This window comes from Gracilibacillus caseinilyticus (assembly GCF_022919115.1).
GTDB lineage: Bacteria > Bacillota > Bacilli > Bacillales > Amphibacillaceae > Gracilibacillus > Gracilibacillus caseinilyticus.
On record NZ_CP095072.1, the window covers coordinates 1298233 to 1321781 of the forward strand.

The 23549-nt window shown below is 41.0% G+C and carries 26 protein-coding genes and 1 pseudogene; 18 read left to right on the top strand and 9 right to left on the bottom strand.

The genetic code is table 11. The annotated features are described in order from the left end of the window. Positions 1-428: 428 nt before the first annotated feature. Entirely contained in the window at positions 429-2186 is a 1758-nt protein-coding gene (locus tag MUN88_RS06300) for a methyl-accepting chemotaxis protein (protein WP_244722291.1), read from the bottom strand. A gap of 253 nt (positions 2187-2439) precedes the next feature. Between MUN88_RS06300 and MUN88_RS06305 the strand changes: the two genes are divergently transcribed. The 9 genes from MUN88_RS06305 (at position 2440) to MUN88_RS06345 (ending at position 11124) form a co-directional block, all read left to right on the top strand. Next, complete coding sequence (locus MUN88_RS06305) at positions 2440-2865, top strand: pyridoxamine 5'-phosphate oxidase family protein (protein ID WP_244722293.1); 426 nt, start codon at positions 2440-2442, stop codon at positions 2863-2865. Between the two features lie 164 nt (positions 2866-3029). Then, positions 3030-3731: an alpha/beta hydrolase gene (locus MUN88_RS06310; RefSeq protein ID WP_369809946.1), complete on the top strand. Its 702-nt coding sequence runs from the start codon at positions 3030-3032 to the stop codon at positions 3729-3731. Positions 3732-3755: 24 nt separating this feature from the next. After that, positions 3756-4409: a hypothetical protein gene (locus MUN88_RS06315; protein ID WP_244722294.1), complete on the top strand. Its 654-nt coding sequence runs from the start codon at positions 3756-3758 to the stop codon at positions 4407-4409. A 78-nt stretch (positions 4410-4487) separates the two neighbouring features. Then, entirely contained in the window at positions 4488-5789 is a 1302-nt protein-coding gene (locus MUN88_RS06320; RefSeq protein WP_305852494.1) for a globin-coupled sensor protein, read from the top strand. Between the two features lie 1018 nt (positions 5790-6807). Then, positions 6808-7887, top strand: coding sequence for an iron-siderophore ABC transporter substrate-binding protein (locus MUN88_RS06325; RefSeq protein WP_244722295.1), 1080 nt, complete (start codon positions 6808-6810; stop codon positions 7885-7887). Continuing rightward, complete coding sequence (locus MUN88_RS06330; protein WP_244722296.1) at positions 7880-8920, top strand: FecCD family ABC transporter permease; 1041 nt, start codon at positions 7880-7882, stop codon at positions 8918-8920. The genes MUN88_RS06325 and MUN88_RS06330 overlap by 8 nt, the downstream gene beginning before the upstream one ends. Then, positions 8917-9948 carry a FecCD family ABC transporter permease gene (locus MUN88_RS06335; protein WP_244722305.1) on the top strand — a complete coding sequence of 344 codons (1032 nt, stop codon included), beginning with the start codon at positions 8917-8919 and terminating at the stop codon, positions 9946-9948. Before MUN88_RS06330 ends, MUN88_RS06335 begins: the two co-directional genes overlap by 4 nt. Then, positions 9948-10751 carry an ABC transporter ATP-binding protein gene (locus tag MUN88_RS06340; RefSeq protein ID WP_244722312.1) on the top strand — a complete coding sequence of 268 codons (804 nt, stop codon included), beginning with the start codon at positions 9948-9950 and terminating at the stop codon, positions 10749-10751. Before MUN88_RS06335 ends, MUN88_RS06340 begins: the two co-directional genes overlap by 1 nt. Before the next feature lie 175 nt (positions 10752-10926). Beyond that, positions 10927-11124, top strand: coding sequence for a hypothetical protein (locus MUN88_RS06345; protein WP_244722314.1), 198 nt, complete (start codon positions 10927-10929; stop codon positions 11122-11124). A gap of 390 nt (positions 11125-11514) precedes the next feature. Here MUN88_RS06345 and MUN88_RS06350 read toward each other — a convergent pair whose 3' ends face one another. After that, a complete protein-coding gene (locus MUN88_RS06350; RefSeq protein WP_244722316.1) occupies positions 11515-11964 on the bottom strand; it encodes a MarR family winged helix-turn-helix transcriptional regulator in 450 nt (149 codons plus the stop codon). A 112-nt stretch (positions 11965-12076) separates the two neighbouring features. Between MUN88_RS06350 and MUN88_RS06355 the strand changes: the two genes are divergently transcribed. Continuing rightward, positions 12077-12499 (top strand): organic hydroperoxide resistance protein, encoded by a 423-nt coding sequence (locus tag MUN88_RS06355; protein WP_244722318.1) that lies wholly within the window; start codon positions 12077-12079, stop codon positions 12497-12499. 102 nt (positions 12500-12601) lie between these two features. On the opposite strand, the gene MUN88_RS06360 is transcribed toward MUN88_RS06355, so the two are convergent. Together MUN88_RS06360 and MUN88_RS06365 are read right to left on the bottom strand one after the other, a co-directional pair. Next, positions 12602-12847: a hypothetical protein gene (locus MUN88_RS06360; protein WP_244722320.1), complete on the bottom strand. Its 246-nt coding sequence runs from the start codon at positions 12845-12847 to the stop codon at positions 12602-12604. A 102-nt stretch (positions 12848-12949) separates the two neighbouring features. After that, positions 12950-13447, bottom strand: coding sequence for a hypothetical protein (locus MUN88_RS06365; RefSeq protein ID WP_244722322.1), 498 nt, complete (start codon positions 13445-13447; stop codon positions 12950-12952). Positions 13448-13736: 289 nt separating this feature from the next. On the opposite strand from MUN88_RS06365, the gene MUN88_RS06370 reads away from it, so the two are divergent. From MUN88_RS06370 to MUN88_RS06385, 4 genes and pseudogenes are all read left to right on the top strand, one after another. After that, the gene (locus MUN88_RS06370; RefSeq protein WP_244722324.1) at positions 13737-15083 is read left to right on the top strand and encodes a phenylacetate--CoA ligase family protein; all 1347 of its coding nucleotides are present in this window, start codon (positions 13737-13739) and stop codon (positions 15081-15083) included. Between the two features lie 31 nt (positions 15084-15114). Further along, complete coding sequence (locus tag MUN88_RS06375; RefSeq protein ID WP_244722327.1) at positions 15115-16347, top strand: phenylacetate--CoA ligase family protein; 1233 nt, start codon at positions 15115-15117, stop codon at positions 16345-16347. Then, positions 16344-17171, top strand: a pseudogene (locus MUN88_RS06380) (bifunctional 3-deoxy-7-phosphoheptulonate synthase/chorismate mutase); the annotation flags it as partial. The gene MUN88_RS06375 and the pseudogene MUN88_RS06380, both read left to right, overlap by 4 nt. Before the next feature lie 46 nt (positions 17172-17217). Further along, the gene (locus tag MUN88_RS06385; RefSeq protein WP_244722329.1) at positions 17218-17772 is read left to right on the top strand and encodes a 4-hydroxybenzoate synthetase; all 555 of its coding nucleotides are present in this window, start codon (positions 17218-17220) and stop codon (positions 17770-17772) included. Between the two features lie 56 nt (positions 17773-17828). Here MUN88_RS06385 and MUN88_RS06390 read toward each other — a convergent pair whose 3' ends face one another. Both MUN88_RS06390 and MUN88_RS21645 read right to left on the bottom strand, forming a co-directional pair. Further along, positions 17829-18107, bottom strand: coding sequence for a hypothetical protein (locus MUN88_RS06390; protein WP_244722331.1), 279 nt, complete (start codon positions 18105-18107; stop codon positions 17829-17831). After that, positions 18108-18242, bottom strand: a complete 135-nt coding sequence (locus MUN88_RS21645; protein ID WP_256463980.1) for a hypothetical protein — start codon at positions 18240-18242, stop codon at positions 18108-18110. It abuts the gene before it with no gap. A gap of 165 nt (positions 18243-18407) precedes the next feature. Between MUN88_RS21645 and MUN88_RS06395 the strand changes: the two genes are divergently transcribed. The 4 genes from MUN88_RS06395 (at position 18408) to MUN88_RS06410 (ending at position 21290) form a co-directional block, all read left to right on the top strand. After that, a complete protein-coding gene (locus MUN88_RS06395) occupies positions 18408-18659 on the top strand; it encodes a hypothetical protein (RefSeq protein WP_244722333.1) in 252 nt (83 codons plus the stop codon). A 12-nt stretch (positions 18660-18671) separates the two neighbouring features. Further along, positions 18672-19451: a CPBP family intramembrane glutamic endopeptidase gene (locus MUN88_RS06400; protein WP_244722335.1), complete on the top strand. Its 780-nt coding sequence runs from the start codon at positions 18672-18674 to the stop codon at positions 19449-19451. 291 nt (positions 19452-19742) lie between these two features. After that, on the top strand, positions 19743-19904 hold the full coding sequence (locus tag MUN88_RS06405) for a hypothetical protein (RefSeq protein WP_244722343.1): 162 nt from the start codon (positions 19743-19745) through the stop codon (positions 19902-19904). 468 nt (positions 19905-20372) lie between these two features. Then, a complete protein-coding gene (locus MUN88_RS06410) occupies positions 20373-21290 on the top strand; it encodes a nuclease-related domain-containing protein (RefSeq protein ID WP_244722344.1) in 918 nt (305 codons plus the stop codon). A gap of 24 nt (positions 21291-21314) precedes the next feature. Here MUN88_RS06410 and MUN88_RS06415 read toward each other — a convergent pair whose 3' ends face one another. The 3 genes from MUN88_RS06415 to MUN88_RS06425 all read right to left on the bottom strand — a co-directional run bounded on the left by MUN88_RS06415 (position 21315) and on the right by MUN88_RS06425 (position 23466). Then, positions 21315-22073 carry a YibE/F family protein gene (locus MUN88_RS06415; RefSeq protein WP_244722345.1) on the bottom strand — a complete coding sequence of 253 codons (759 nt, stop codon included), beginning with the start codon at positions 22071-22073 and terminating at the stop codon, positions 21315-21317. Continuing rightward, entirely contained in the window at positions 22070-23146 is a 1077-nt protein-coding gene (locus tag MUN88_RS06420) for a YibE/F family protein (RefSeq protein ID WP_244722347.1), read from the bottom strand. Before MUN88_RS06420 ends, MUN88_RS06415 begins: the two co-directional genes overlap by 4 nt. Positions 23147-23277: 131 nt before the next feature. Next, on the bottom strand, positions 23278-23466 hold the full coding sequence (locus MUN88_RS06425; RefSeq protein WP_244724350.1) for a YjzC family protein: 189 nt from the start codon (positions 23464-23466) through the stop codon (positions 23278-23280). Between the last annotated feature and the right edge of the window lie 83 nt (positions 23467-23549).

The following is a 23549-nucleotide window of genomic DNA, read 5'->3' on the forward strand; positions in this document are numbered from 1 at the left end:
TTTAGGGGAGTGCTACAGCATTTGTAACAGCTAAAAGTAAGGATTTTAAGCAATGTTACAGTGAATGATGAAATCGGTGGAGACTGCCCAAAATGCTACCTCTTGCGTCAGTTGTAGAACCAATACTAGGACGTAGACCAACCACGGATACTCCCGCGGGACATGCAGGACGCGGAGTGGTTGGCCGGATCGGTCTCCCAGCATATGAAACATTTCAAAGTTACCACTGTGTTAGTTGACATAATCCATATTATAAGCACCCATCAATCATGTTTAGCATGTTTACTTCTATGACTTTACTTTTATATTTTCTTATACTTGGTACATTCTAAATTTTCACTGCGTCGTGCATCTTCATTGCTAAAATTTTATGCTTTCCTACCGTACAAAAAAAGCTCGTACCCTTATGATAGGAACGAGCTTTCTCCTTATTTCTTTAATTGAAAACGGTGAACGATATTTTTTAATTCTGTCGATAAGCCGTCCAGTTTTCTTGCTTGATTTGACACTTCTTCCATTGAACTGCTTGATTGCTCTGCTGAAGCTGAGGTTTCTTCAATACCAGCCGCGGACTCTTCAGCAGTAGATGCTATTTCTTGAATTGACTCATTCATTTCCTCGGTTCGATTCGAAACATCCGCTAAATTATTTGATATATTTTCCATACGATCTGCCATATCTTTTACAGAATCATTAATTTCAGTAAAAGTGTCTTGTGTCATAAGAATTTGGGAGGTCCCTTTTTCTACTTCCTGGTACCCTTCTTCAAGTGAATCGGAAACCCCGGTTGATTCCGATTGAATTCTCGATACAATGCCAGTGATATCTGACACAGATTCCGAAACTTGCTCCGCTAACTTGCGAACTTCATCTGCTACCACGGCGAACCCTTTTCCTTGCTCTCCAGCTCTTGCTGCCTCAATTGCAGCGTTTAATGCTAATAAATTGGTTTGTTCCGCAATATCATGAATCACTGCTACTAACCTGCCAATTTCTTGTGATTGTGCATCTAAACTTCTTACTTTTTCTACGGCACCTTTTACAATGTCATCTATTTTCTTCATCTGATTAGCAGATGATTGCATTAAGCCGCTTCCTGATTCAGCTTGATCTAATACTTCCCTAGATGCATTGCCAACATTCAGTCCTTCTTGGTTCGTTTCTACTACAATATCTTTGAAGCTTTCCATCATTTCTGACAACGTACTTACATGATCTGCCTGCACTTCCGCACCTGATGCTAATTCCTGCATAGTGGTTGTTACCTGCTCAGAACCTTCTTTTACCTCATTGGAAGAGTTAGTTAATGCATTGCTTTGATCGCTTAATGAAACAGAAGCTTGCGATATATTTGTAATCATACTGTGTATATTGTCCTGCATATGATTCATCTCTGTCGCTAATGTCTTTAATTCATCCTTTGTTTTTACGTGAACCGGATCGTTAGATAAATTTCCGTCTGACAATTCACGCATCCGTTTGGTAACCAATGTTAAAGGTTTGGTAATACTGTTGGAGAAAAGCCAAGTTAGGATAATGCCAATAATAATAAATAATACCGTAACAAAAATGATTTGATAGAGTAATGTATTCGCTGGTGCATTAAAATCCATTAAATAAGTACTCGAACTTACAACCCATCCCCAATTTTCGTCATAAGCGGAATAAACTACTTTCTCCTCCAGCTGGTTTTCATCATTCGGCAGTGGCCATTCATAATACGTATACCCACCACCATTTAACGCCTTTTCCGTATATTCCTGTGTAAAGAAATTACCGGTCGAATCCTGTGACTCCCAAAAATTTTGCCCTTCCAAACTTGGATGGGCAAGCATAGTGGCCTCTTCATCCGTTATAAATATATAGCCATTTTCTCCCAGGTCAATATCCGTGTTAATCGGTCTGGTTCCATCCCCCTGCATTTCACCTAAAATAGATTCTTTCACTTGTTCCTGTGCCTCTTCAAGCTCTAAATTTCCTTGTTCGACTTCTTTATTTAGCGATTCTATCATCTCCAACGTTAACACAACACTATTCTTTAAGTTGGTTTCACCAAGCTCATTTAATGCTTGCTGGCTTTGATTGAAGGTTAGATACCCTAATATCACCAATGGCAGAATCAATAACAATAATGAGGTTGTCATCAATTTTTTTCTAACGGTTTGCTTTTTTAGTAGTTTTAACATAATTTCCCCTTCCAAATATAAATTATTGCCTTTAATATATATTTCGACATATTTTTTATATATTGAATAGGAAGTTAGTGGAAATACAGCGGCTCTTTTTCCTTGGTATTATTGTTCTATTATTTTAGCGAAGATTTCAATATATTAATTAAATTTAAATGTTAAAGGCTGATACTCTATAAGCAAAATGAATAATTATAGTATTGTTTTTTCTTCTGCTTTTAAGGGAATACTCCTTAAAGAGGTGATAGGTATGAGTAAAGAAAAAGCAATAAAAACAATCAAGGATGTCCTGAATGTTTCGAAAGTGGGGGTTCTTTCCACATCATATAACAACTTGCCAAACAGTCGTTATATGATGTTCTATAATGATGAAGAGGTATTATATACCAAGACAAGTAAAGATTCTTTCAAAGTGGATGAAATCGAAAGCAATCCACATGTGCATATTCTGTTAGGATACGAAGAAACGAAAAATCATCGTTTTGTGGAATACACAGGAAAAGCAGAGATCGTGGAAGACCAGGAAACGATCGACTGGCTCTGGGAAAAGCAGGATAAGAGTTTTTTTAAATCGAAAGATGATCCGGAGCTAATCGTACTGAAGATGACACCAAGTGAAATCAGATTATTAAATGACGATGAGCTGGATACGCCCAAGACCGTATACTTTAAGTAAACAACTCCGTATAAGTAACGCGATATCATACCGAAAGTGCCAATGATATCGCGTTTTTCTTTTCTTTTGCTTCTTTTAGTCATAATATAATAGTAGATAAACTCATACAATGAAAATGAAGAGAGAGATTTTATATAAAAAAATGGTTAAAAATAATTCTAATTTTGCTAGCCTTATTAGTTATTGCAGGTATGTCCGTTTTTTATTATTGGTCCCAGCAAACCTATTCACCTTCTGAAACACTTGATGAACTCGTGGACACCGCTTCCTTGCAATATGATGGAGATTGGCTGGTTTTTGAACCCATCTCTCAGGAAGCAAGTAAAGGGATCATTATATACCCTGGTGCAAAGGTAGAACCGGAAGCATACAGTTACTATGGTGAAACACTATCGAATAAGGGCTATTTCGTTGCCATACCTAAAGTACGACTAAATTTCCCGATCCTAGAAACAAATAAAGCTACAGATGTCGTTGAGCAATACCCCGCTATTGATGATTGGTTTATAGGCGGCCATTCATTGGGTGGTGTTGCAGCGGCGAAGTTTGCAGATGAAAATCCGGATATCATTACTGGTATCTTTTTTCTCGGATCGTATCCTGCAAATAGTACTGATTTCTCGGATACATCAGTACCCATGTTATCTATTTATGCAGAAAACGATGGCTTAACCACCTTAGAACAAATCAATGAAACAAGGGATTTATTATCGAAAGAAACAAAAATGGTTGAGATAGAAGGTGGTAATCATGCTCAATTTGGCATTTATGGCCCCCAAAAAGGGGATGAACAAGCCTCTATTACAGTATCCAAGCAGCAAGATATCATCTCCGAAGTACTATTAAATTGGTTAGATGACCAATAATACTTTCTAGCAAGGAGAGATAATATGGATAGTTACGTCTATCTTTTATATACCGTTATATATGCCGCCTTATTCATCTACGGTTTGCTATATACACCCACTGCCCGTATTTGGTCATGGTGCTCTTTTTTATTCCTGGTTATGGTTGGTCTTGTGTTCGATAATGCCGTCATAGCGCTTGGGAAATTTATTGGAGAAGGACCTATATTAGAAAACTTAAACCTCCTGCGCTATTGGAGTCATGCATTGTTTACGCCAACACTGGTGCTATACTGTTTTGGCATTTTGCAAATAAAGGGAAGGCTCAGGACAATTTTGTTTGTTGCCTTCCTTGCTGTTACGATCTGTTTAATACTGTTTGAGATTCGATTTGAAGTGCTCCATCTATCCTTACAGCCGCAATGGGAGTATGGGGTATTACGTTATGCACCAATAGAGGACTCCAATGGTCCACCCCTTATGATTTTAATCGTTACAATGGTTCTATTGATTACCGGTTTGGTCATATGGATGCGCCGACATTGGCCATGGATGTTTGCTGGTGTATTGCTCATGGCCATGGGGAGCATAGTAAAGATCCCCATCAATAGTTCGGCCATTACTAATGGTTTTGAGTTAATACTTATTATCACTCTATTTCTAACGAAGACGACACTAGAGAATAAATCCAAATATTAGAAAAATTTACATGACTATTTAGAAATACTCCTTTTTTCCGATAATCATATATAGAAGATTATGTAATTGAAGGAGTTTATGATGAGTATTTTTACCAAAAAACAAAAAACAACCACATTATTAGAAACAGCAGAAAAAGAAAGACCGCACGTAAAAATAGACATTCAAAGGGATAATCATTTGCTCGAACAAATGGAGATTATTGACCTGACGCTAGAAGATCTAGCAGTAGCAAGAACACTTCAACCACTGATCCAGGAGCATATCGAGGAAATCTATAATCCTATTTATTATCATGCTTCGGAAGGAATTCGAAAAGTAGTGGATATGACAACAATCGGCATTGACTTAGATGGCTGTTATAACTATGTGATCAGCTTTTTCGATGGTATTATTAATGACGCATTTGCTGAGAAACGATATAAAATTAGCAGCTATTATTTAAAGGTTGGTGTGGAAGTCAGATGGTATACATGTACGAACCAAATCATGACCAATCATATCTATGATATTTTAAAAGAGGTATATAAAGAAGATGTAGAAAGTTTATCTCTCGCAACGAAAGTAGTAAGCAAAATTCTCAATCTGGAATTACAGCTATGTCTCTCTGCTTTGCAAGAACTGCAGCAAGAAGCAGCTGCTGATAAAGAAAACCAGGCAAAGCAAGGTGTTAAGCACTCGATAGGCTCTATTACAGAAGAATTAGCCGGCATGTCGGAAGAAGTCGGCGCGTCAGTAGAAGATGCCGTTGACCGATCCGGAAGTATCCAGCAAGACTTAAATAAAGGTCTTGCATCGTCAAATGCCACACAAGAGACCTCTGAAAAAGGTAGAAAGCAACTTGATCAGGTCATGGAAGAAACAAATTCCTTAACTTCTAGTGTCAACGAGATCAAAACTAAATTCAGTTCCTTAGAAGCGAACTCCAGAGAGATTGGTGACATTGTGGCAGTCATTACGGAGATTGCTGAACAAACCAACCTCCTTGCGCTAAATGCAGCGATTGAAGCAGCAAGAGCAGGCGAACACGGTAAGGGTTTTTCTGTAGTAGCTTCTGAGGTACGAAAGCTCGCTGAACAAACGAAAGCATCGTCCAGCAATATTACCACTATGATCCATTCGACGACAGACCATATTGAAGATTTGGTAGGACGTATCAATGCGATTAACGCTAAATCGCTGACTGTAAATGAATATGTACAAGAAACGATCCAGAATTTCGAAGATATTCTGGCATCGAGCTTAACCAATAAAGAACAGAACGAACGTAACAACCAGGAAATGCTGAACTTCATTCAAATTCTCCAGGAAATTGGTGAGGTTGGCTCGAAGGTTGCGGAATTAGCGGATGAATTGAATCAGACGATGCAGGGTTACTAAAGCAGTAGAGAGACCGGGACGGAAACGAACAATCCAGATATACATGGTACTGTTTTATTGTTGATGAGACCTACAGGGATTCTGAGTTTTAATGGTGTGCATGTAAAAGATTGAATTGGCTCAAGAAGGCTATTTCGATCAATACGCGCTTGATTTGAGGGGCTTTTGGCCGATTGGGGCACTCTATCGCTTAAAGCATACGTAGTGTTGTAGTTCTCAACTGATGTTCACAGCATAAGAAAAAAGCCGAAGCTAGCACGAATCTTGTTTGCTGAGATTACGTGTTAGCTTCGGCTTTTAATTGGGCTAAAAATCTTTTACTGCAGCCTCTATTGGGTTACCATAGCTTGATGTTTAATTCCCCTGCTGGATAAATTGATTAAAATCTGCAATAGACGGTTCCATTCATCTAGATCCATGTTGACAACATCTAAGTCTTTTTGCAGATTTGTTAATCCAACGTTATTAAAAAGCACATTTATTTTTCCATATGTTTTAACGGTATATTCCAATGTTTCTTTAATAGAGGCACCGGGTAAAATCGTGGATGCACGGCCGCTGTTTTCTTCGATCTTTTTCGCATCTGCCTCGGCGCCCTCCAGTAATAATTTCCGATGACAACACTCGCTCCGTTTTTGTCATAAAACACGCACTAAAAAGACCGATTCCAGATGCCCCACCGGTTACTAATGCTACCTTACCTTCTAGTCTACTCATTCTATAAAACTTCCTTTTTCTCAATCATTTTCTTTCGTTTACCGTTAAATGGATTAACAGGAAATTATTAATGTTAGATTTTGATCAAAAAATCGAAATAGGCTCTATTTACTATTTTTAGGGCTGTTTTGGCAATATTTATCATTGACAAATGTAAAGCGCTCGCATACCACTAATAATGATAATCATTATCAAATAATTCAAAATTACTATCAAGGAGGAAATGCATAGTATTTATTTCGTTGTGACGTTCGTACTATCTTCCTCATAAAACTAAACTACATAAAAGGTTGGGATGTAAATGAAAAGAAAACTCGCACTAAGTTCTTTATTACTTTTTACGTTGATGATGTTCTTGCTAATTGGCTGTTCATCTGATAATGAGGAGACTGCTAATTCTGATGACAATACAGCAAATGCAGATGAAACGGAAACAGAATCTAATGATACCGAAGAAGCAGCTTCTGAATACCCTATCGTAATCGAGCATGCTTTTGGTGAAACAGTTATTGAAGAAAAGCCTGAACGTGTCGCTACTATTCAATGGGCGAACCACGATGTAGCACTTGCACTTGGAGTAGTACCTGTAGGTTTCTCAGCAGCTAACTATGGTGTTCAGGACGATAGTGGCCTTTTACCTTGGACAAAGGAGAAACTGGATGAATTAGGTGCAGAAGATCCTAATGTATTCCAAGATACAGATGGACTTGATTTTGAAGCGATTGCCGATACTAACCCGGATGTAATCCTTGCTGCTTACTCAGGTATTACACAAGAAGACTACTATATTCTAAGTGAAATCGCTCCTGTAGTTGCCTATGAGTCTGGTCCGTGGGTAACAACTTGGCGTGAACAAGTGCTGTTAAATGCAAAAGGTCTGGGCATGGAAGAAGAAGGAGAGCAACTTATCGCTGATACCGAACAATTAATCCAGGAAAAAGCAAGCGAATATCCTAAAACCGACGGTAAGAAAGTGGTCTGGGTGAACTTCTCAGCGGATGACATGTCACAGCTGCATCTTTATACACCAACAGATCCACGTGGTGGTTTCCTAATTGAGTTAGGAATGGAGTATCCTGAAAGTGTCACAAATCAGATTGAAGATGAATCTAGCTATTCGTTAAAATTAAGCGCAGAAAATGCGGATGTGCTAAACGATGCCGATATTATTATTGGATATGGTGGCGAAGACTTATATGAAGCAATAAAAGCTGACCCGCTACTTGGCAAAATTCTAGCAATTGAACGCGGCTCTGTTGTATTTATTGGTAACGGTACTCCTTTAGCAGCGTCTGGAAACCCGAATCCACTTTCCATCGAGTACACGATTGACCAATATCTTGAATTAATTGGAGAAGCTATCAGCAAAATCGATGAATAATTTAGTAGAAACAAAAGGGAAAGAGCTGAATCGATATATTCCGAAACACTTCACAAAGGTTCTCGTTTTATGCTTTGTTTTGCTCGGTTTCTGCATCTTATTATCACTGGCTTTTGGCTCGCGATTGGTGGGAATTAATGAACTGATGGATGGATTGTTTCGTCCAGAAGTAGACACCTATGATGCCAATGTGGTGCGCCAACGCATTACGCGTACTATTTTCAGTTTGTTCTGCGGTGCAGCGCTTGGTGTTTCTGGAGCGCTGATGCAGGCAGTCACTCGTAATCCGATTGCAGACCCGAGTATACTTGGTATAAACACAGGTGCGTCTTTGTTCGTTGTGTGCGGTATTGCCTTTTTTAACATCTCTACGGCAAATCAATATATTTGGTTTGCTTTAGCTGGTGCAGTCATTACGGCAATTTTTGTATTCGGAATTGGTTCGATGGGGCGTGGCGGTGCTACGCCTCTTAAACTTGTTTTAGCAGGTGCTGCTACAAGTGCCGCCCTCTCCTCACTCGTCGTTGCGATTATGATTCCGCGCTCTTATGTCATGGATCAATTCCGGTTCTGGCAAGTCGGAAGTGTTGGTTCGTCGAGTTGGAGCAACATTTCCACCTTCATTCCTTTTCTCGTCATTGGCATTACCATAGGGATAGTATCTGCTGCCGCTCTTAACGCATTGGCACTGGGGGATGAGGTTGCAACTGGATTGGGTGTCAGAACGGGAGTGCTTAGACTAGTCGCTGCATTTGCCGGGGTAGTCTTATGTGGGGCAACAACGGCACTGGCAGGACCGATTGGATTCATCGGACTGTTATCGACACATGTCATCCGATTGATACTCGGCAGTGATCAACGTTATATTATACCATTGTCTGCTTTCACAGGGGCGATTATTTTAACTATATCAGATGTATGTGGCAGGCTGCTAGGCAGTCCGGGAGAACTTGAAGTCGGCGTAGTGACTGCCTTTATCGGCGCGCCCATACTGATAATATTAGCTATGAAAGCGAAAGTGCGTGCAATATGAAGAATGAATCTATTACATTTATTATGACAGGCATACGTCAAAGACGACGACGCTGGATACTGGTTACCAGTTTCCTGGTGGTACTTGCATGTGCACTTGCATGTGCCATGCTTTTACTTGGAAATACAATTTATCCGATTCAGGATGTGATCCGCGTCTTATCAGGTGAGGACATTCAGGGTGCTTCTTTTGCGGTTAATACGATACGTCTGCCACGAATGCTGGCAGGGCTTTTCGCTGGTTTTGCCTTCGGGATTGCCGGGAACACCTTCCAAACGATGTTACGTAATCCTCTGGCAAATCCGAATGTCATCGGAATCACTGCCGGTTCGAGTGCGGCAGCGGTTTTTTGTATCGTTGTCTTGCATACAAGCAATGCGGTCGTATCGATTGCATCGGTTGTGGCTGGGCTGATTACCGTACTGATTATTTATATGTTATCTAAGGAAAAATCCTTTTCGATTGGTAGGTTAATCTTAGTCGGAATAGGGATTCAGGCCATGCTTAACGCCTTCATTTCTTATGTTTTATTAATCGGTGATCAACAGGATATTCCTGCTGCACTCCGATGGCTGAATGGCAGTTTAAATGGATCGCAAATGGATGAGCTTCCGCCACTTATGTTAACCGTCTTGATTTTTTCACCGATCATTATTCTGCTCGGAAAACATCTAAGCATGCTGGAGCTTGGGGAACAAACAGCTGCTTCTCTTGGCGTCCATACCGACAAGACAAGGATTGCGCTGATTCTGAGTTCTGTCTGTATGATTGCTTTGGCCACATCGATCACGGGGCCGATCGCTTTTGTTGCTTTCCTTTCCGGACCAATTGCCAAAAGACTGGTTGGTGTAGGCTTCTCTAATATAATTCCAGCGGGGCTTGTTGGGGTGAATCTGGTGCTGGCGTCAGATCTGATTGGCCAATTTGCATTTGAAGTCAGGTATCCTGTAGGAATCATAACCGGGTTACTCGGAGCTCCCTACCTGATCTACTTGCTAATCCGAATGAATCGAAAGGGAGATTTATAATGAAACAAACACATACTTTCAAGGCAGACCAAATCGTTGCCGGCTATGACAAAAAAGCGATCATTCATGATATCAGCCTTGAAATCCCCAGCAATAAAATTAGTGTGATTATCGGAGCAAATGGCTGTGATAAGTCTACCTTGCTGAAAACACTGGCACGACTTATTAAGCCGATATCTGGTGACATTACCCTTGATGACAAGCAACTTAACAAAATTCCAACCAAACAGCTGGCGCGTGTCTTAGGACTATTACCACAATCCCCAATTGTTCCGGAGGGCATATCTGTTGCCGATTTGGTCGGACGAGGAAGGTTCCCTCACCAATCTTTAATGACTGGATGGACAAAAAAAGACTATGAAGCTGTAGCAGAAGCGATGGATCTGATGGATATCACCCGCTTTGCCAATCATAATATTGACGAGCTTTCTGGTGGTCAACGTCAGCGAGTCTGGATTGCCATGGCACTGGCACAGCAAACCGATATCTTGTTTCTTGATGAACCGACGACCTTCCTGGATATTACCTATCAAGTCGACATTCTTGATCTATTAACCGATCTTAATCGAAAACTCGGAACCACGATCGTCATGGTCCTTCATGATATCAATTTATCGGCACGCTATGCGGATCATATTTATGCGCTTCATGAAGGAAAGCTGGTAGCAGAGGGATCGCCTTCCGAGGTGATCACACATACTATGATTAAAGATATTTTCGGACTGCATTGTACGGTAATCGATGACCCTGTATCAGGCTCTCCGTCTGTCGTACCAATTGGGCGATATCATGTGAATAACTAAACCGTTCGGGTCTCACTAACGTTCGTATGTATACAACTTATTCAAGTGAGTAATCAAGATAAAAGCTCATTCAACACTCACAAACAACAAATAAAGGTTTGTAATTTTTATCCAAACTTGTTACTATTATAATAACTTCATATACAGCGCTTAGAGTATATAAAGGAGCGTAATAATGAGCATTAAAGCTAGTGTAAAAGGACAAATTCCTTATTGGATCGTTTTTTCTGTTATTATCATTTCAGATTTACTATTTAAAGTGAATTGGATAAATGCCTATTATGTTTTCATCTTTGCCTTGGGTTATTGTACATTAATGTTGTTTGATGATTATAGAAAAGCCACTAAAAAGAATAACAGTACCAGAGATTAGTATATTTTAAAGACCGGAATTAAATTATATACAACTACCTATAATATGGATTATGTCAACTGCTTCGTGTTTATTTTGAAATGATTCGTTTGTTGGAATACCGCTCCAGCCAACCACTTCGCGTCCTGCGGGGCATATTTCCGGAGCTTTGCTAAGCAGATAAACTATATCAAAACGACCATTTTGCAATACAGCCTTTGTTAACATAATCCATATTATATGAACTCAACTTCATCTTCTTTATCGTAGGGCGATGCAGGAAGTTTCCTAGTTTCTGGGCGCCCGCGTGGACTTGGCTGTTCATGTTAGAAAACAGGACGAAAACTTAAAATTTTATGCAATCATACCGTACTAAAAAAGCAGGCCATCTCGTATCCTGCTTTTTCTGCATCACAACCCTTTTTCATTCAACTCATGCAAGGACTCCAACATCTTCATTAACGTTTGCTTCAATTGCTCAATCTCAGCTGGGTCTCCGTCGACATTTTCTAATAAGCGAGCAGGTATGCAGACTGCCTTGGCTTTTGCCTCGTGCCCTTTATCTGTTAATGTGACCACTACCTTCCGCTCATCTGTGGCAGATCGTTTACGGGCGAGTAACTGACTCTCCTCCATCCGCTTCAGCATCGGAGTAAGGGTGCCTGAATCTAAATAAAGCCGCTTCCCTAATTCTTTTACGGAAATACCATCTGTTTCCCACAGCACTAATAGAACCAAATATTGTGGATACGTGATTTGCAGTTCCTCTAGTAATGGCCGGTATCGCTTCGTCATTTCTCGTGTTGTAGCATATAGCGAAAAGCATAATTGATCTTCTAATTTTATAATCTGATCTGTCATCGTTCATCACTCCTATCGTCATTATAGCAAAAATTATTTCTTTTGACTCCTTTATTTTAATTGTGTACAATTTAATCGCGCACAATTAAAATAGTAATAGGAGGTTGTTTAAATGGGAAACGCACTTTATACGGCAAAATCAACTGCTGAAGGTGGACGTCAAGGGAAGGTTACTTCTTCAGATGGAACATTAGATCTTTCTCTTTCTATGCCAAAGGGACTTGGAGGAACTGAGGCAGAAGGCACTACCAATCCAGAGCAATTATTCTCTGCTGGTTATGCTGCTTGCTTTGACAGCGCCTTACAAATGGTCGCAATGCAACAGAAGAAAAAAATTACGTCTAAAGTAACTGCTGAAGTGAGCATTGGTAAGGACGCTGGAGGTTTTGGTTTATCTGCTAAGCTTCATGCAGAAATTGAAGGAGTGTCTCAAGAAGAGGCATCAGACTTAGTAGAGGCTGCTCACAAGGTTTGCCCATATTCTAGAGCAACTAATGGCAATATGGACGTGGAAATCAGCGCGAAAGCTGTTTAAATTTACACTTAAAAAAGATATGATCCCTCTCAAGGATCATATCTTTTTTACTGATGTGTGCCTGTCATTGCCGAACGGAATCGGCTTTGACAGGCACTTTTTCTACTTTTTCTTTTCTAACTGCTCGATTCCTTTCGTTAACAATTCTCTTCCAGCTTCGATGGCACCTTTTTTAAGAGTTGCGGACGTTTCTATTAAGAACTCTTTTGGCGATTGACTGTTAACCTGTACCACTTTCCTGATTTCTTGACTAAAATGATTGGTGCCAGTGTTTAAAGCGGATTCAACAAGGGGAGTGACCTGATCTCTAAATTCCTTCACCACACCATTTATCACATCTTTTGACATATGTGTCACCTCCCTTCAGGTCATAGCTACAATGATGGAATGTCCTTTCCAAAGTTTGTTGGACCATACCGGATTGTTAAGCGATTCCCTCTATAGCCTCTCTTACTTTGTTACCAATTCTGTTAATCGCTTTAGTACACGTTTGGCTTGATCGGACTGTTCGATTTGATGAAAAGCGTCGTGTAATTCGTTATACATATCTTGCACCTGTTGTTCAGATAAGTAGTTCGGGTTCTTCTTGTAATGATCGAGTAAATAGGCATAGTCCTCGATTGCGATAGAAGAGCATTGAAAGAAAGAGTCTGGTAAATGCAAACAAACATTAGATCGTAGTAATCGAATTTCCTTATGATCTGGATTCATTGAAACAGCCTGATTCAATGAATCCAACCCTTCCTGTGCGTTATCTGCTTTTTCAATAGGTTTTGTCGCATCTCGTCCCAATAGTGCCAGTGTGCTGCCATAATAGGCTTCAATCAGTGCGTCGCTAGCCCCATTTCCGCGAAGCGACGAAAAAATTTCATAGGCACGTTTTACAGCTTTTTTATCACCATCTACGCCTTTCAATAAATACGTTCTTCCCTCTTCTAACTTTGTCATGGAGATTCTCCTTTCAAGCTGTTTATAAGTCTATTAAATATAGTCAAATATATTGCTTTCCTTGTTCCACTATCCTCGGATGCTACTTACAATATGAGCGTTAATAGAAATCGCATGGATTAAACACCTTATTTTCAAAAAAATACATCTTTGTCCGAGTCAAATTCTGCTTTTTTGCATTTCATAAAACATAAAGGAAGGAGGATAGCTGATAACTAGGTATGATTGTCTAATAGAGAAAGAGCCTAGCAGTGATAGATCCACTAGAAAAATGGAATGGAGGGTAATAATGAAGAAGTTTCAAACCCATAAGATGACTGTTTCCGTTGATGAGCATTCATCTCATCTTGAACAATTTAAAGCTTTTTATCAGCAATTAGATAATGAAGGAAAAACAATTGAAAAACTTCCTCGTGAATTAATTGACGACTACCAGCTTAAAGCTGTTAATGCCACACTCGCCCATGTGTGGGAAAATAATGCCTATTACCGTTCGATGATGGAAGATAAAGATTTCACAACCCCGGAATTGGAGAACCTTGATCAATTAGCATCCGTACCCATGCTGCAAAAAGACGTGATCAGAGGCGATAAAGAAAAAATTTTGAGTGTTGATCCAAAAGAAATCGGTCAAGTTCACCTCACCAGTGGAACGTCAGGAAAGCCGATTTATACGGCGTATACGTTGGCAGATCAATATGTATACGATTTAATGCCGAAGTATTTGGAGCTGTTTAAAGAAAAAGCCGATGATGTTGCTGCCGTTGCCTTACCTTACGAGTTCGCACTTCCTGGTCTTGGTTTTCAACGGTTATTCCAGTTCGCCTTCGGTACAGCGATATTATCCCTTGGAAAAGGAGGTTACATGGCGCCCGTAGATAAATCGCTGGAATTAATGAAGGAATATCAGGCAACAGTGCTTGCCACTACTCCTTCCTATGCTGCACTCCTAGCAGAAGAGAGCGAAAAGTACGGTATTAAAATTGGGGAAGATATCCCGATGAAGAAAATTTGGCTGACAGGTGAAGGATGCTCGGCAACCTTCCGCGAACGATTAGAAAAATGGTGGGGATGTGAAGTTTCCTTTTTCTACGGTTCGACGGAATGTGGTGTTATCGGGGTAGAATGCAGTCAGCACAATGGTTATCACATCATGGAAGGCCACGTAAAGGTCGAAATCATTGATCCAGATACCGGGGGTGTCATGCCATACGGTCGTACCGGCGAAATTGTTGTCACCACACTATTACGTGAAGGTATGCCGATGGTACGCTATCGAACCGGAGATCTTGGTGTCTTGCAAAAGTCACGATGCAGCTGTGGCTTGGTGATGGATGTACTCCAATTGCGCGGAAGAATGGAGCACATGCTTCACATTGATGGAGAAGCTTATTCACCATTTATGATCGAGCATTTTCTAATGGAATTGCCAGAGGTAGGGTTATGGTATCATTTCCTGTTGGATCAGGGATCGTTAACGATCGAAGCGGAGAAATTCCGTACGGATCTGAGTGAAGCAGAATTGGCAGCCAAAATTAAACAGCATATGGCGGATCGTATTGGTATTGCGTGTGATGTTGTGATCAGGGATGACATTCCACGAACATTCGGAAAAGCACAACGAGTTTTCACGTAACGATGAAGCAGAAGAGAGAGGAGGTGCCATCATGAGTGACATGGACAGAGAAAAGTCGGAAAAGTTTGCAAAGATGTATACACGCATACAACAGTCTCCATTATATAGAAAAAAGTTATCCACTTACGCCAGCCAAGGGATAGGAATCGAGCAGCTTTCCACACTGCCATTAACAACGAAACAGGATCTGCGGGATGCCGGGATTTTTGGTCACCTTGCTGTCGATAACAAAGAAGTAGCTCAATACCATGAGTCAACCGGAACAACAGGGAAACCCGCTGCCTCCTGGTTTACCCAGGAAGATTTAATAACAGGAGGAAGACAGCTGAAGGATTGTGGCGTTCAATTGACGTCAGAAGATCTTATACTAATCCGTTTTCCTTATGCATTAGCTTTACCAGCATTTTTAATGCAGCAGGCAGCATGGCAGACTGGCGCAGGTGTTGTCCCTGCTAGTGGACGTACGGTCGTCACACCTTATCCACGCGTCATCAGTCTGATCAGGAAGCTTTCTGTCACCGTTTTAGCTGGATTACCACGGGAGATGGAGCTGTTAGCGGAGGCAGCGCGATTAGAAGGTGCAGATCCAAGTATAGACTTACCATCCTTGCGTGCCATCTGTGTGGCAGGCGAATTGATGAGCGAGAAGCGCAGGCAGCATATCGAAAAACTGTGGGGTGTGCCTGTATTTAATATGTACGGCTCAACAGAAACAGCTAATATTGCGACAATGTGTGAGCATGGCATCATGCATATTGTCGAAGAAGATTTCCTTGTAGAAGTATTATCAGAAGAAGGCACAGAGCCCGTTCCACAAGGAGAAAAAGGTTTTGCGGCCATCACCACGCTAACACATCAGGCCTCACCGCTTTTACGTTATTTTAACGAAGATATCATTACGGTGGAACCTGTCAGCTGTCCCTGTGGTAGAACCGGGGCGAAGCTGACGCACTATGGCCGAAGCCGGGAACGAATCGATTGTCGTGAGCACGTGTTAGAGGCAAGTGACCTGCAGGAAGCAATCTATTCGCTGTCACCTGTTCCAACAGGATGGAAAGTAATAGAACAGGAAGGTGCATTACACGTATTACTTGATTCACACCAGGCAGATCAATGGACAGAGAACGATGTGCAGTCTCAGCTCTCTTCGCATCTGCAGGTACCGGTCACCGTGGAGATCACGCGCCTGCTCGATCGAGCCAGCCTGATCGATAATACACCATCGACAAAACCGGTCTATATTCAAAAAAGAAAGGATGGTTAGCTTTGAGTGACAAACAAAAGAAATCAGCATTGCTCGTGAGCCGTGACCATAAGAGTGAAGATACCGTGATTAAGGTGAAACAGACCGAAATTGGAGGCAAAAGCCATACGCTGATTGCGGGGCCATGCTCGATTGAATCCAAAGAGCAGCTCGAAAAGGTAGCATCCACATTAAAACAAGCGGGCGTATCGGTCATGCGTGGCGGAGCATTCAAACCAAGATCTTCTCCTTACAGTTTTCAAGGATTAGGAGAAGATGGTCTAAAATTAATGAAAGAGGTAGCGGACGATCATGAATTAGTAACGATTAGCGAAATCATGACACCGAGCCAAATCGAGATTGCAGCGCCTTATATTGATATCTTCCAAATTGGCGCACGTAATATGCAAAACTTCGATTTATTAAAAGCGATCGGGGAATCCGGTAAGCCAGTCTTACTAAAGCGCGGACTCTCTGCAACAATTAAAGAATTTATTTATGCAGCTGAATATCTGTTGCATCATGGCAATGACCAGGTCATGTTAATCGAACGTGGCATTCGCACGTTTGAAACAGCAACGCGTAATACGCTGGATATATCAGCTGTCCCGATTTTGAAACAAGAGACGCATCTTCCGGTGTTCGTGGATGTCAGTCACGCCACGGGCAGAAAGGATATTCTCTTACCATGTGCGAAAGCAGCTCTGGCAGCTGGTGCAGATGGGGTGATGGTCGAAATTCATCCAGACCCTGCACATGCACTTTCTGATAAGGAACAACAATTGAACATGGAGGAGTTTCAAGCATTTTGGGATGACCTTACCGACTCAGGATTGTACCAATAGTTCGCCACATTGAGCCTGGCAAAATTGGATTAATGGAGGTGAGAGTATGATAGATTCCCCATTTGATCAGGAAGCACGCCAATTATTACAGGCCTTATTACTCGATTTACTGTTAGTAACAGACGGGCGTACTACCGATTTATTGGAAGTACTTCTAAACGAGAAGGTAGTCGTCGAGGTGATCCGGCAGGAAAAGGTGGAAAGAACGTATTATATAAGGGAATCGGTATTGATGGGGGAGAAAAGTGGTTTTATCGTCTCACACAACATTGCGCTGGTTCATGCGGAGCATGTGCCTGCTGATTTATTTGAGAGTATGGCCAATCGACAGGAAGGCATCGGTAAAGCGATGAATTCCCTCGGTTTGCGATCCTTTCGTAAGGTAGAAGATGGAGGGTTTCTCAATAAAGCGGATGCACGAGATGTTTTCCAGAAGCCGGTTTCACTCCGTTTCAAGGACACCGAGGATAAGGTACCATACAAAAGGTACAACATGTATTTTGGTAGTGAACCAGGCATCGAAATGATTGAATATTATCATCCGAATTTGATTGAGCATCGTTTAGAGCAAGAAATAAATAAAGAGAAATTAAATGACTAAGCAATGACTGGCTCAAAGTATACCTTCGAGTCAGTCAGAGGCTGGTTTTTTACATATTATGATTTATTCTTATGCTTCGAGTCTTCGATCAGCGCGATTCCGAATTGTATCATTTGCTCTGCTGCATGGAGTACACCAAGCATGATGGCGCCGAATAATTTTTTTGCCATGGATTCAACCGGTTGTTCCCGATCTTTTGCAATAGCCAGAACTTCTTTTTCCGCAACTGTTGCACCATTTTTGACCGCTCGTATATACTCTTCTGCAAAAATCCTGGCACCATGATGGAATTTCTTCAACATTTTCGAAAACGCCGGATTTTTCTTTCTAGTCAATTAATTCTCCCCCTCCCAGAATGCCAATAATGCCACGCCAACCCCGGCAGTAAGCACAAACAATAGTACACCGCACAACGTCATACCAAGAATAAATAAGATCCGTTCGGGAATATCCATGTGATTGTGTTTCATCTATTATTCACTCCTACTTTTGTAGACTAATTCAGTATATGACGAGCGTTCCGAGATTCTATAGGTCATAGACTTGCATTCTATAAAATCCACTACAGTCTACACGGATAATGAGCGATGACATATATATAGGAATAAAATGAATTTTGTAAGGAGGTTCGAGTCATGGACGACACAATCAGGAAAGTAGATTCAAATCAGATGGCATCTTCTCTTGGAACCTTTGTTGAGAGGATGCCGGTTGAAGATAGGATTAGTTCAACAGTGGAAATATTGAAGAGAAGAGCGGATATTGCTGACTATCGGAAAGAACAAAAGAAAAACGATCAACGAAAAAGCGTAAGGAAAGAACCTAACATATATAAGACGATGAAAAAAGAACGGCGAAAAGCGTTATACCAGAATATTTACCGATAGGGATGAATACAGATGGCAGATACCTTATGGCGAAAACTGATCGCGTTACTAATATTTTCGACCTTTTTCCTCGTTCTTGTTGTGGATTATGGATGGCTGATCGGTTTGTGGGCGTTAGCTGCAGGTGCGTGCTTTTTTGATAAAGTGATGAGGGGATTTGCCATAATGGTGGTAAGCTTCGGACTGGCATTTTATCTGTATCACGCTATACATGTTCACTTGCTTGCTGACATCTCCATCGCTGAAGTGCGAATTCTGCTGCAACGATTATCTTTAATTGTTGTCATACTGGTTATGGTTGTGGTAACTCGTCCATTGATGAATTTTTGGAAGAGACCACAATGGCAAGCGTCGGTGCGTGTTCCTTTAATCTGGGCAGGATTCCGTGATACGAGTGTACGCAGCTATCTCTTTATTGCCTTGCTGATAAGTGGGCTTGCTTTTTTGCTGCCTTTTATTCTGCAGCAAAACGGTTCTTTTTCCTGGGAAATAGTAGGATTTATGCTGATCTTCTCTGTCATGAATGCGGTGTTGGAAGAAATCATCTGGAGGGGGTTCCTGCTGAGTCACTTCGTGGTGAGCTTCGGTACACGTTGGGCAGTGCTGCTGACAAGCATCGGATTCGGACTGCAACATGCCTTGCTCGGTATGTCCTGGCTGAGCTGCTTAGCCTTCAGCATAGGTGGCTTCTTCTTCGGCGCCATCACCATTAACGCCAAAAGCATCCTGCCAGCAGTAATCTGGCATGGGTTTTTTAATGTTTTGATGGTGTTGGGTGGGGGGATTTTGTAGGGAGAGCTTGTTTAGGTGGAAGAGGGGTTATGGAGTGGAGCAGAGCAAACACTTGAAGAAGGAGCAAGTTCAGGAGGAAGAGGATGTTAGAAGAAAGCAAACTCCCGAAGAAGGTGGAAGTTCAGGAGGAAGAGGATGTTAGAAGAGAGCAAACACTTGAAGAAGGTGGAAGTTCAGGAGGAAGAGGATGTTAGAAGAAAGCAAACACTTGAAGAAGGTGGAAGTTCAGGAGGAAGAGGATGTTAGAAGAAAGCAAACTCCCGAAGAAGGTGGAAGTTCAGGAGGAAGAGGATGTTAGAAGAGAGCAAACACTTGAAGAAGGTGGAAGTTCAGGAGGAAGAGGATGTTAGAAGAGAAAAACACTTGAAGAAGGAGCAAGTTCAGGAGGAAGAGGATGTTAGAAGAAAGCAAACACTTGAAGAAGGTGGAAGTTCAGGAGGAAGAGGATGTTAGAAGAAAGCAAACACTTGAAGAAGGTGGAAGTTCAGGAGGAAGAGGATGTTAGAAGAGAGCAAACACTTGAAGAAGGTGGAAGTTCAGGAGGAAGAGGATGTTAGAAGAGAGCAAACACTTGAAGAAGGTGGAAGTTCAGGAGGAAGAGGATGTTAGAAGAAAGCAAACTCCCGAAGAAGGTGGAAGTTCAGGAGGAAGAAGATCCTAGAAAAAAACATACGCCCGAAGATGATCCAAGTTCAATCATAAGAAAAACCAGTAGCAGAACAAACCACTAAACACACGGTCATCAGAGCTAAAGAGAGTAGCTTCACTCGATGTCCCATCTCTGTAGCAGTCAGTTCATACCAAACGAAGCAGTTTTTTAATTCTGTATCTTCCATTTCTAATTAATCGTAGCATATATCCCTATGCTTCCATTGGAAAATATAGTATGTTATTATATGTGAAAAAGAATTGGAGGAATAAATGATGATTGTCAAGGAGCGGCAAAAGCCCAATGAATTAGTAATGTTAGAACTGCTTTCAAGGCGCAAGAGGTTGAGTTCAGAGGAGTTCAAACGGTCCCAAAATTTATCGCGTGGGTTTGAAGGTGAATTACAATTTGATTCGATTATCAGAAATTATGGAAATAACTTAACGGTGATAAATGATCTGCGTCTGAAAAATAATAATAACAACTTTCAAATTGACTCCACTGTAATAACAAACGATACTATTTACCTTTTCGAAATAAAAAATTTCCTTGGCCAATATTATTTTGATAATGATATCCTCTTTAAACTTCCTAACATTGAGATGGAAAATCCAATTTACCAGCGCGATCGTGCAACCTCATTGTTTCGTAGATATCTTCACTTAAAAGGTTTTGAAATACCCATCAAGTCATATATTGTCTTTATTCACCCCGAATGCATCGTTTACCAAACACCTCTTTCACAAAAAATTTTATTCCATGCAAACATTCGAACATTAATTTCTCGGTTAAATGAAAATTCGCATAGCAGTAAAAAAGGACAAAGTGTAGTTAATACACTTCTAACTTCACATTCGCAAGAGTTGCCTGTAAGTACTACATATACCTTTGACGAATTAGAAAAAGGTATACCATGTTGCCAATGCGGTTCGATGTCCACATACGTAAAGGGTCGAACCATCATTTGTAACGAGTGCCGTGTACATGAAAAAGCAGATGAATCGATAATCAGAAATATTGAAGCGTTCCATCTTTTATTCCCAAACGAAAAATTAACAACAAAAAGGATTGCAGAATGGTGCGGGAAAGATATTTCTGAAGATAGATGTAAACGCCAGTTACTGAAGCATTTCGTCAAGCAAGGAGTGACGAGCAACACGTATTTCACCAACAAAAAAGAAGTAAAATAAACATTTTACTCCTCTAAAAAAACGTTATTCCGTTCCTCTCACCAAATAATAAGCCGTAACCGATGCGGCAATCGGAATTACCAGTGCAACCCCCATTCCAGCGGTCAAAATGGTGATCATTTCACCACTGAATACTTTGGAATTTACAATCTCTCCCATTGAATAGGACAAGTCCTTGAACCAGATAATCAGTCCCATATAGCCGCCGAAAAAGGCAAAAAACAGTGTGTTACTACTGGTACCGAGGATATCCCGCCCAATACGCATGCCTGACATGAATAGATCTTTTCTTGATATATCAGGGTTTTGTTCGCGAATTTCTTGCATCGGTGACGTGATCGAAATCGCCGCATCGACAATGGCCCCGATCGTACTCATAATGATCACGGAAGTAGCCACTTTGATAAAATCAATGCCGATATAGACCGAGAACGTCACCAGGCTGTCGGATTCCTCTTCACTGAAGCCTTGAATCATCGACTTTTCGGTGATGATGAAGATAAAGAACAACAGTGCCAATGTCGTCAAGATTGTCGCCAGGAAAGCCATCTTTGTTTTGCTGTTGATTTCATTGATATAGAAAAGACTGACAGCGCTGATGATGCCACAAGCCACCAGTGTGAGCACAATTGGATTGGCATTTGGGTCGTTCATCATCAGGACCGTTCCAATAACGACAACAAAATTGATCAGAATCGCGATAAATGATTTGATTCCCTTTTTTCCACCGACAACGGCCATCAGTATAAAAAGAATTGCTGCTAATAAAACTAATGCATTCATTGTCTCGCCTGCTTTCTTTTAATAAAGAAAATAGAGATGTAGAGTGTGATCGGAATGGTTATCACAATCCCAATTCCTCCCGCCAATGCCCTTGCTAATTCAAGCGAAAGATTCATCGATAGCGTAAATCCAAGTGGCATGGCATTCATGAAATATAATAATAATGCTGGGATGGTGCCACTTACGTAAGCAAAAAACAAGATATTCGTCATCGTACCCATAATATCTTTTCCAATCTCCAGCCCTGATTGCCTTAACGTACTTATTTTAATCTTATTGTTTTTATCAAATAATTCGAACATAGATGACGCCATCGTGATCGCGACATCCATCACAGCACCAAGCGATCCGATCAGTAATCCGCCCATGAAAATGAGATGAGGATTTCTGGTCAAAAAGGACATTTCTTCATAGCGAAGTCCCTGCTCGTCAGTGACCAGAAGCGCCAAATAGGCAATCAGTAACGATGCGAACGTGGCAATCAGCGTCGCGATAATCGCGGTCAGTGTTTTCTCGTTCCAGCCACTCGCCATAATTAACGACAATATCGTAAAAAGAATGATGCTGATGCCACAAATGATCAGTAAGCTGTTATCAGAATTTCGTATGTAAATGTCCAATGCTACAGACAATATCACAGCATTAACAGCAAGACTGACAACAGACCAGGCCCCTTGCTTGCGCCCAACCCATAGCAAAACAAGCACAAATAACCATGCTACAAAAAGCAAGTATTTGTCCCGTTTAATCGTTCCCACACTTTCTCCGTCATTAGCAAGAAAGAATTCGGTTCCCTCTTTCAAGCGAAAATGGATTGACTGTGATCCCGAATATTGATTTTCAATTTCCATGGTCTCGCCCTTGTCCGCCCCATTCAAAATGCGGGCAGTAATTTGCTGCGTCACCATATAATCTTCGTTATCGTTCTGGTCTTTTACTTCTGATTTATCGGATTCGGTAACATCCGTTACTTGGACGATCGTGCGGTCATAGAGCTCGTGATTGTTGTTGACGAAGATAATCGAAGCAACAAAACTGACGAGCACGAGCAAATAGATTAGATATTTTTTCATATGTTTCACTCCAGAAATTCATTGCGGTATCTGTTGTAAAGTATAGAAGAGGAAAAGGCGATTGTCTATTAAAGGGCTGTGAAGAAAAACGCGCAACTGTCACATAAAAGAGTTGCGCGCTTGCGTTAGAGCTATTCTTGTGGAACTCGAACCCACCAGGCACTTTCATCCTCGGCAGGTGCAGGAGGAAATGTTTCTCCTTCTGCTAATTCGATCGTTGTATCGTTAAAGTAATCCTCACTTTGATAGTCACTTGTTAGTTTTTCGACCTTGTAAATGCCTGCTTCTGGTGCTTTTTCTCCTGTTTTAAAACGTTGCACGTCAGTCAATGGTAGTCCTCCTGTAGTTAAGATTATATTTTCTATATTCTCTCAAATGGTAAAATTAAAACATACGATTTAAA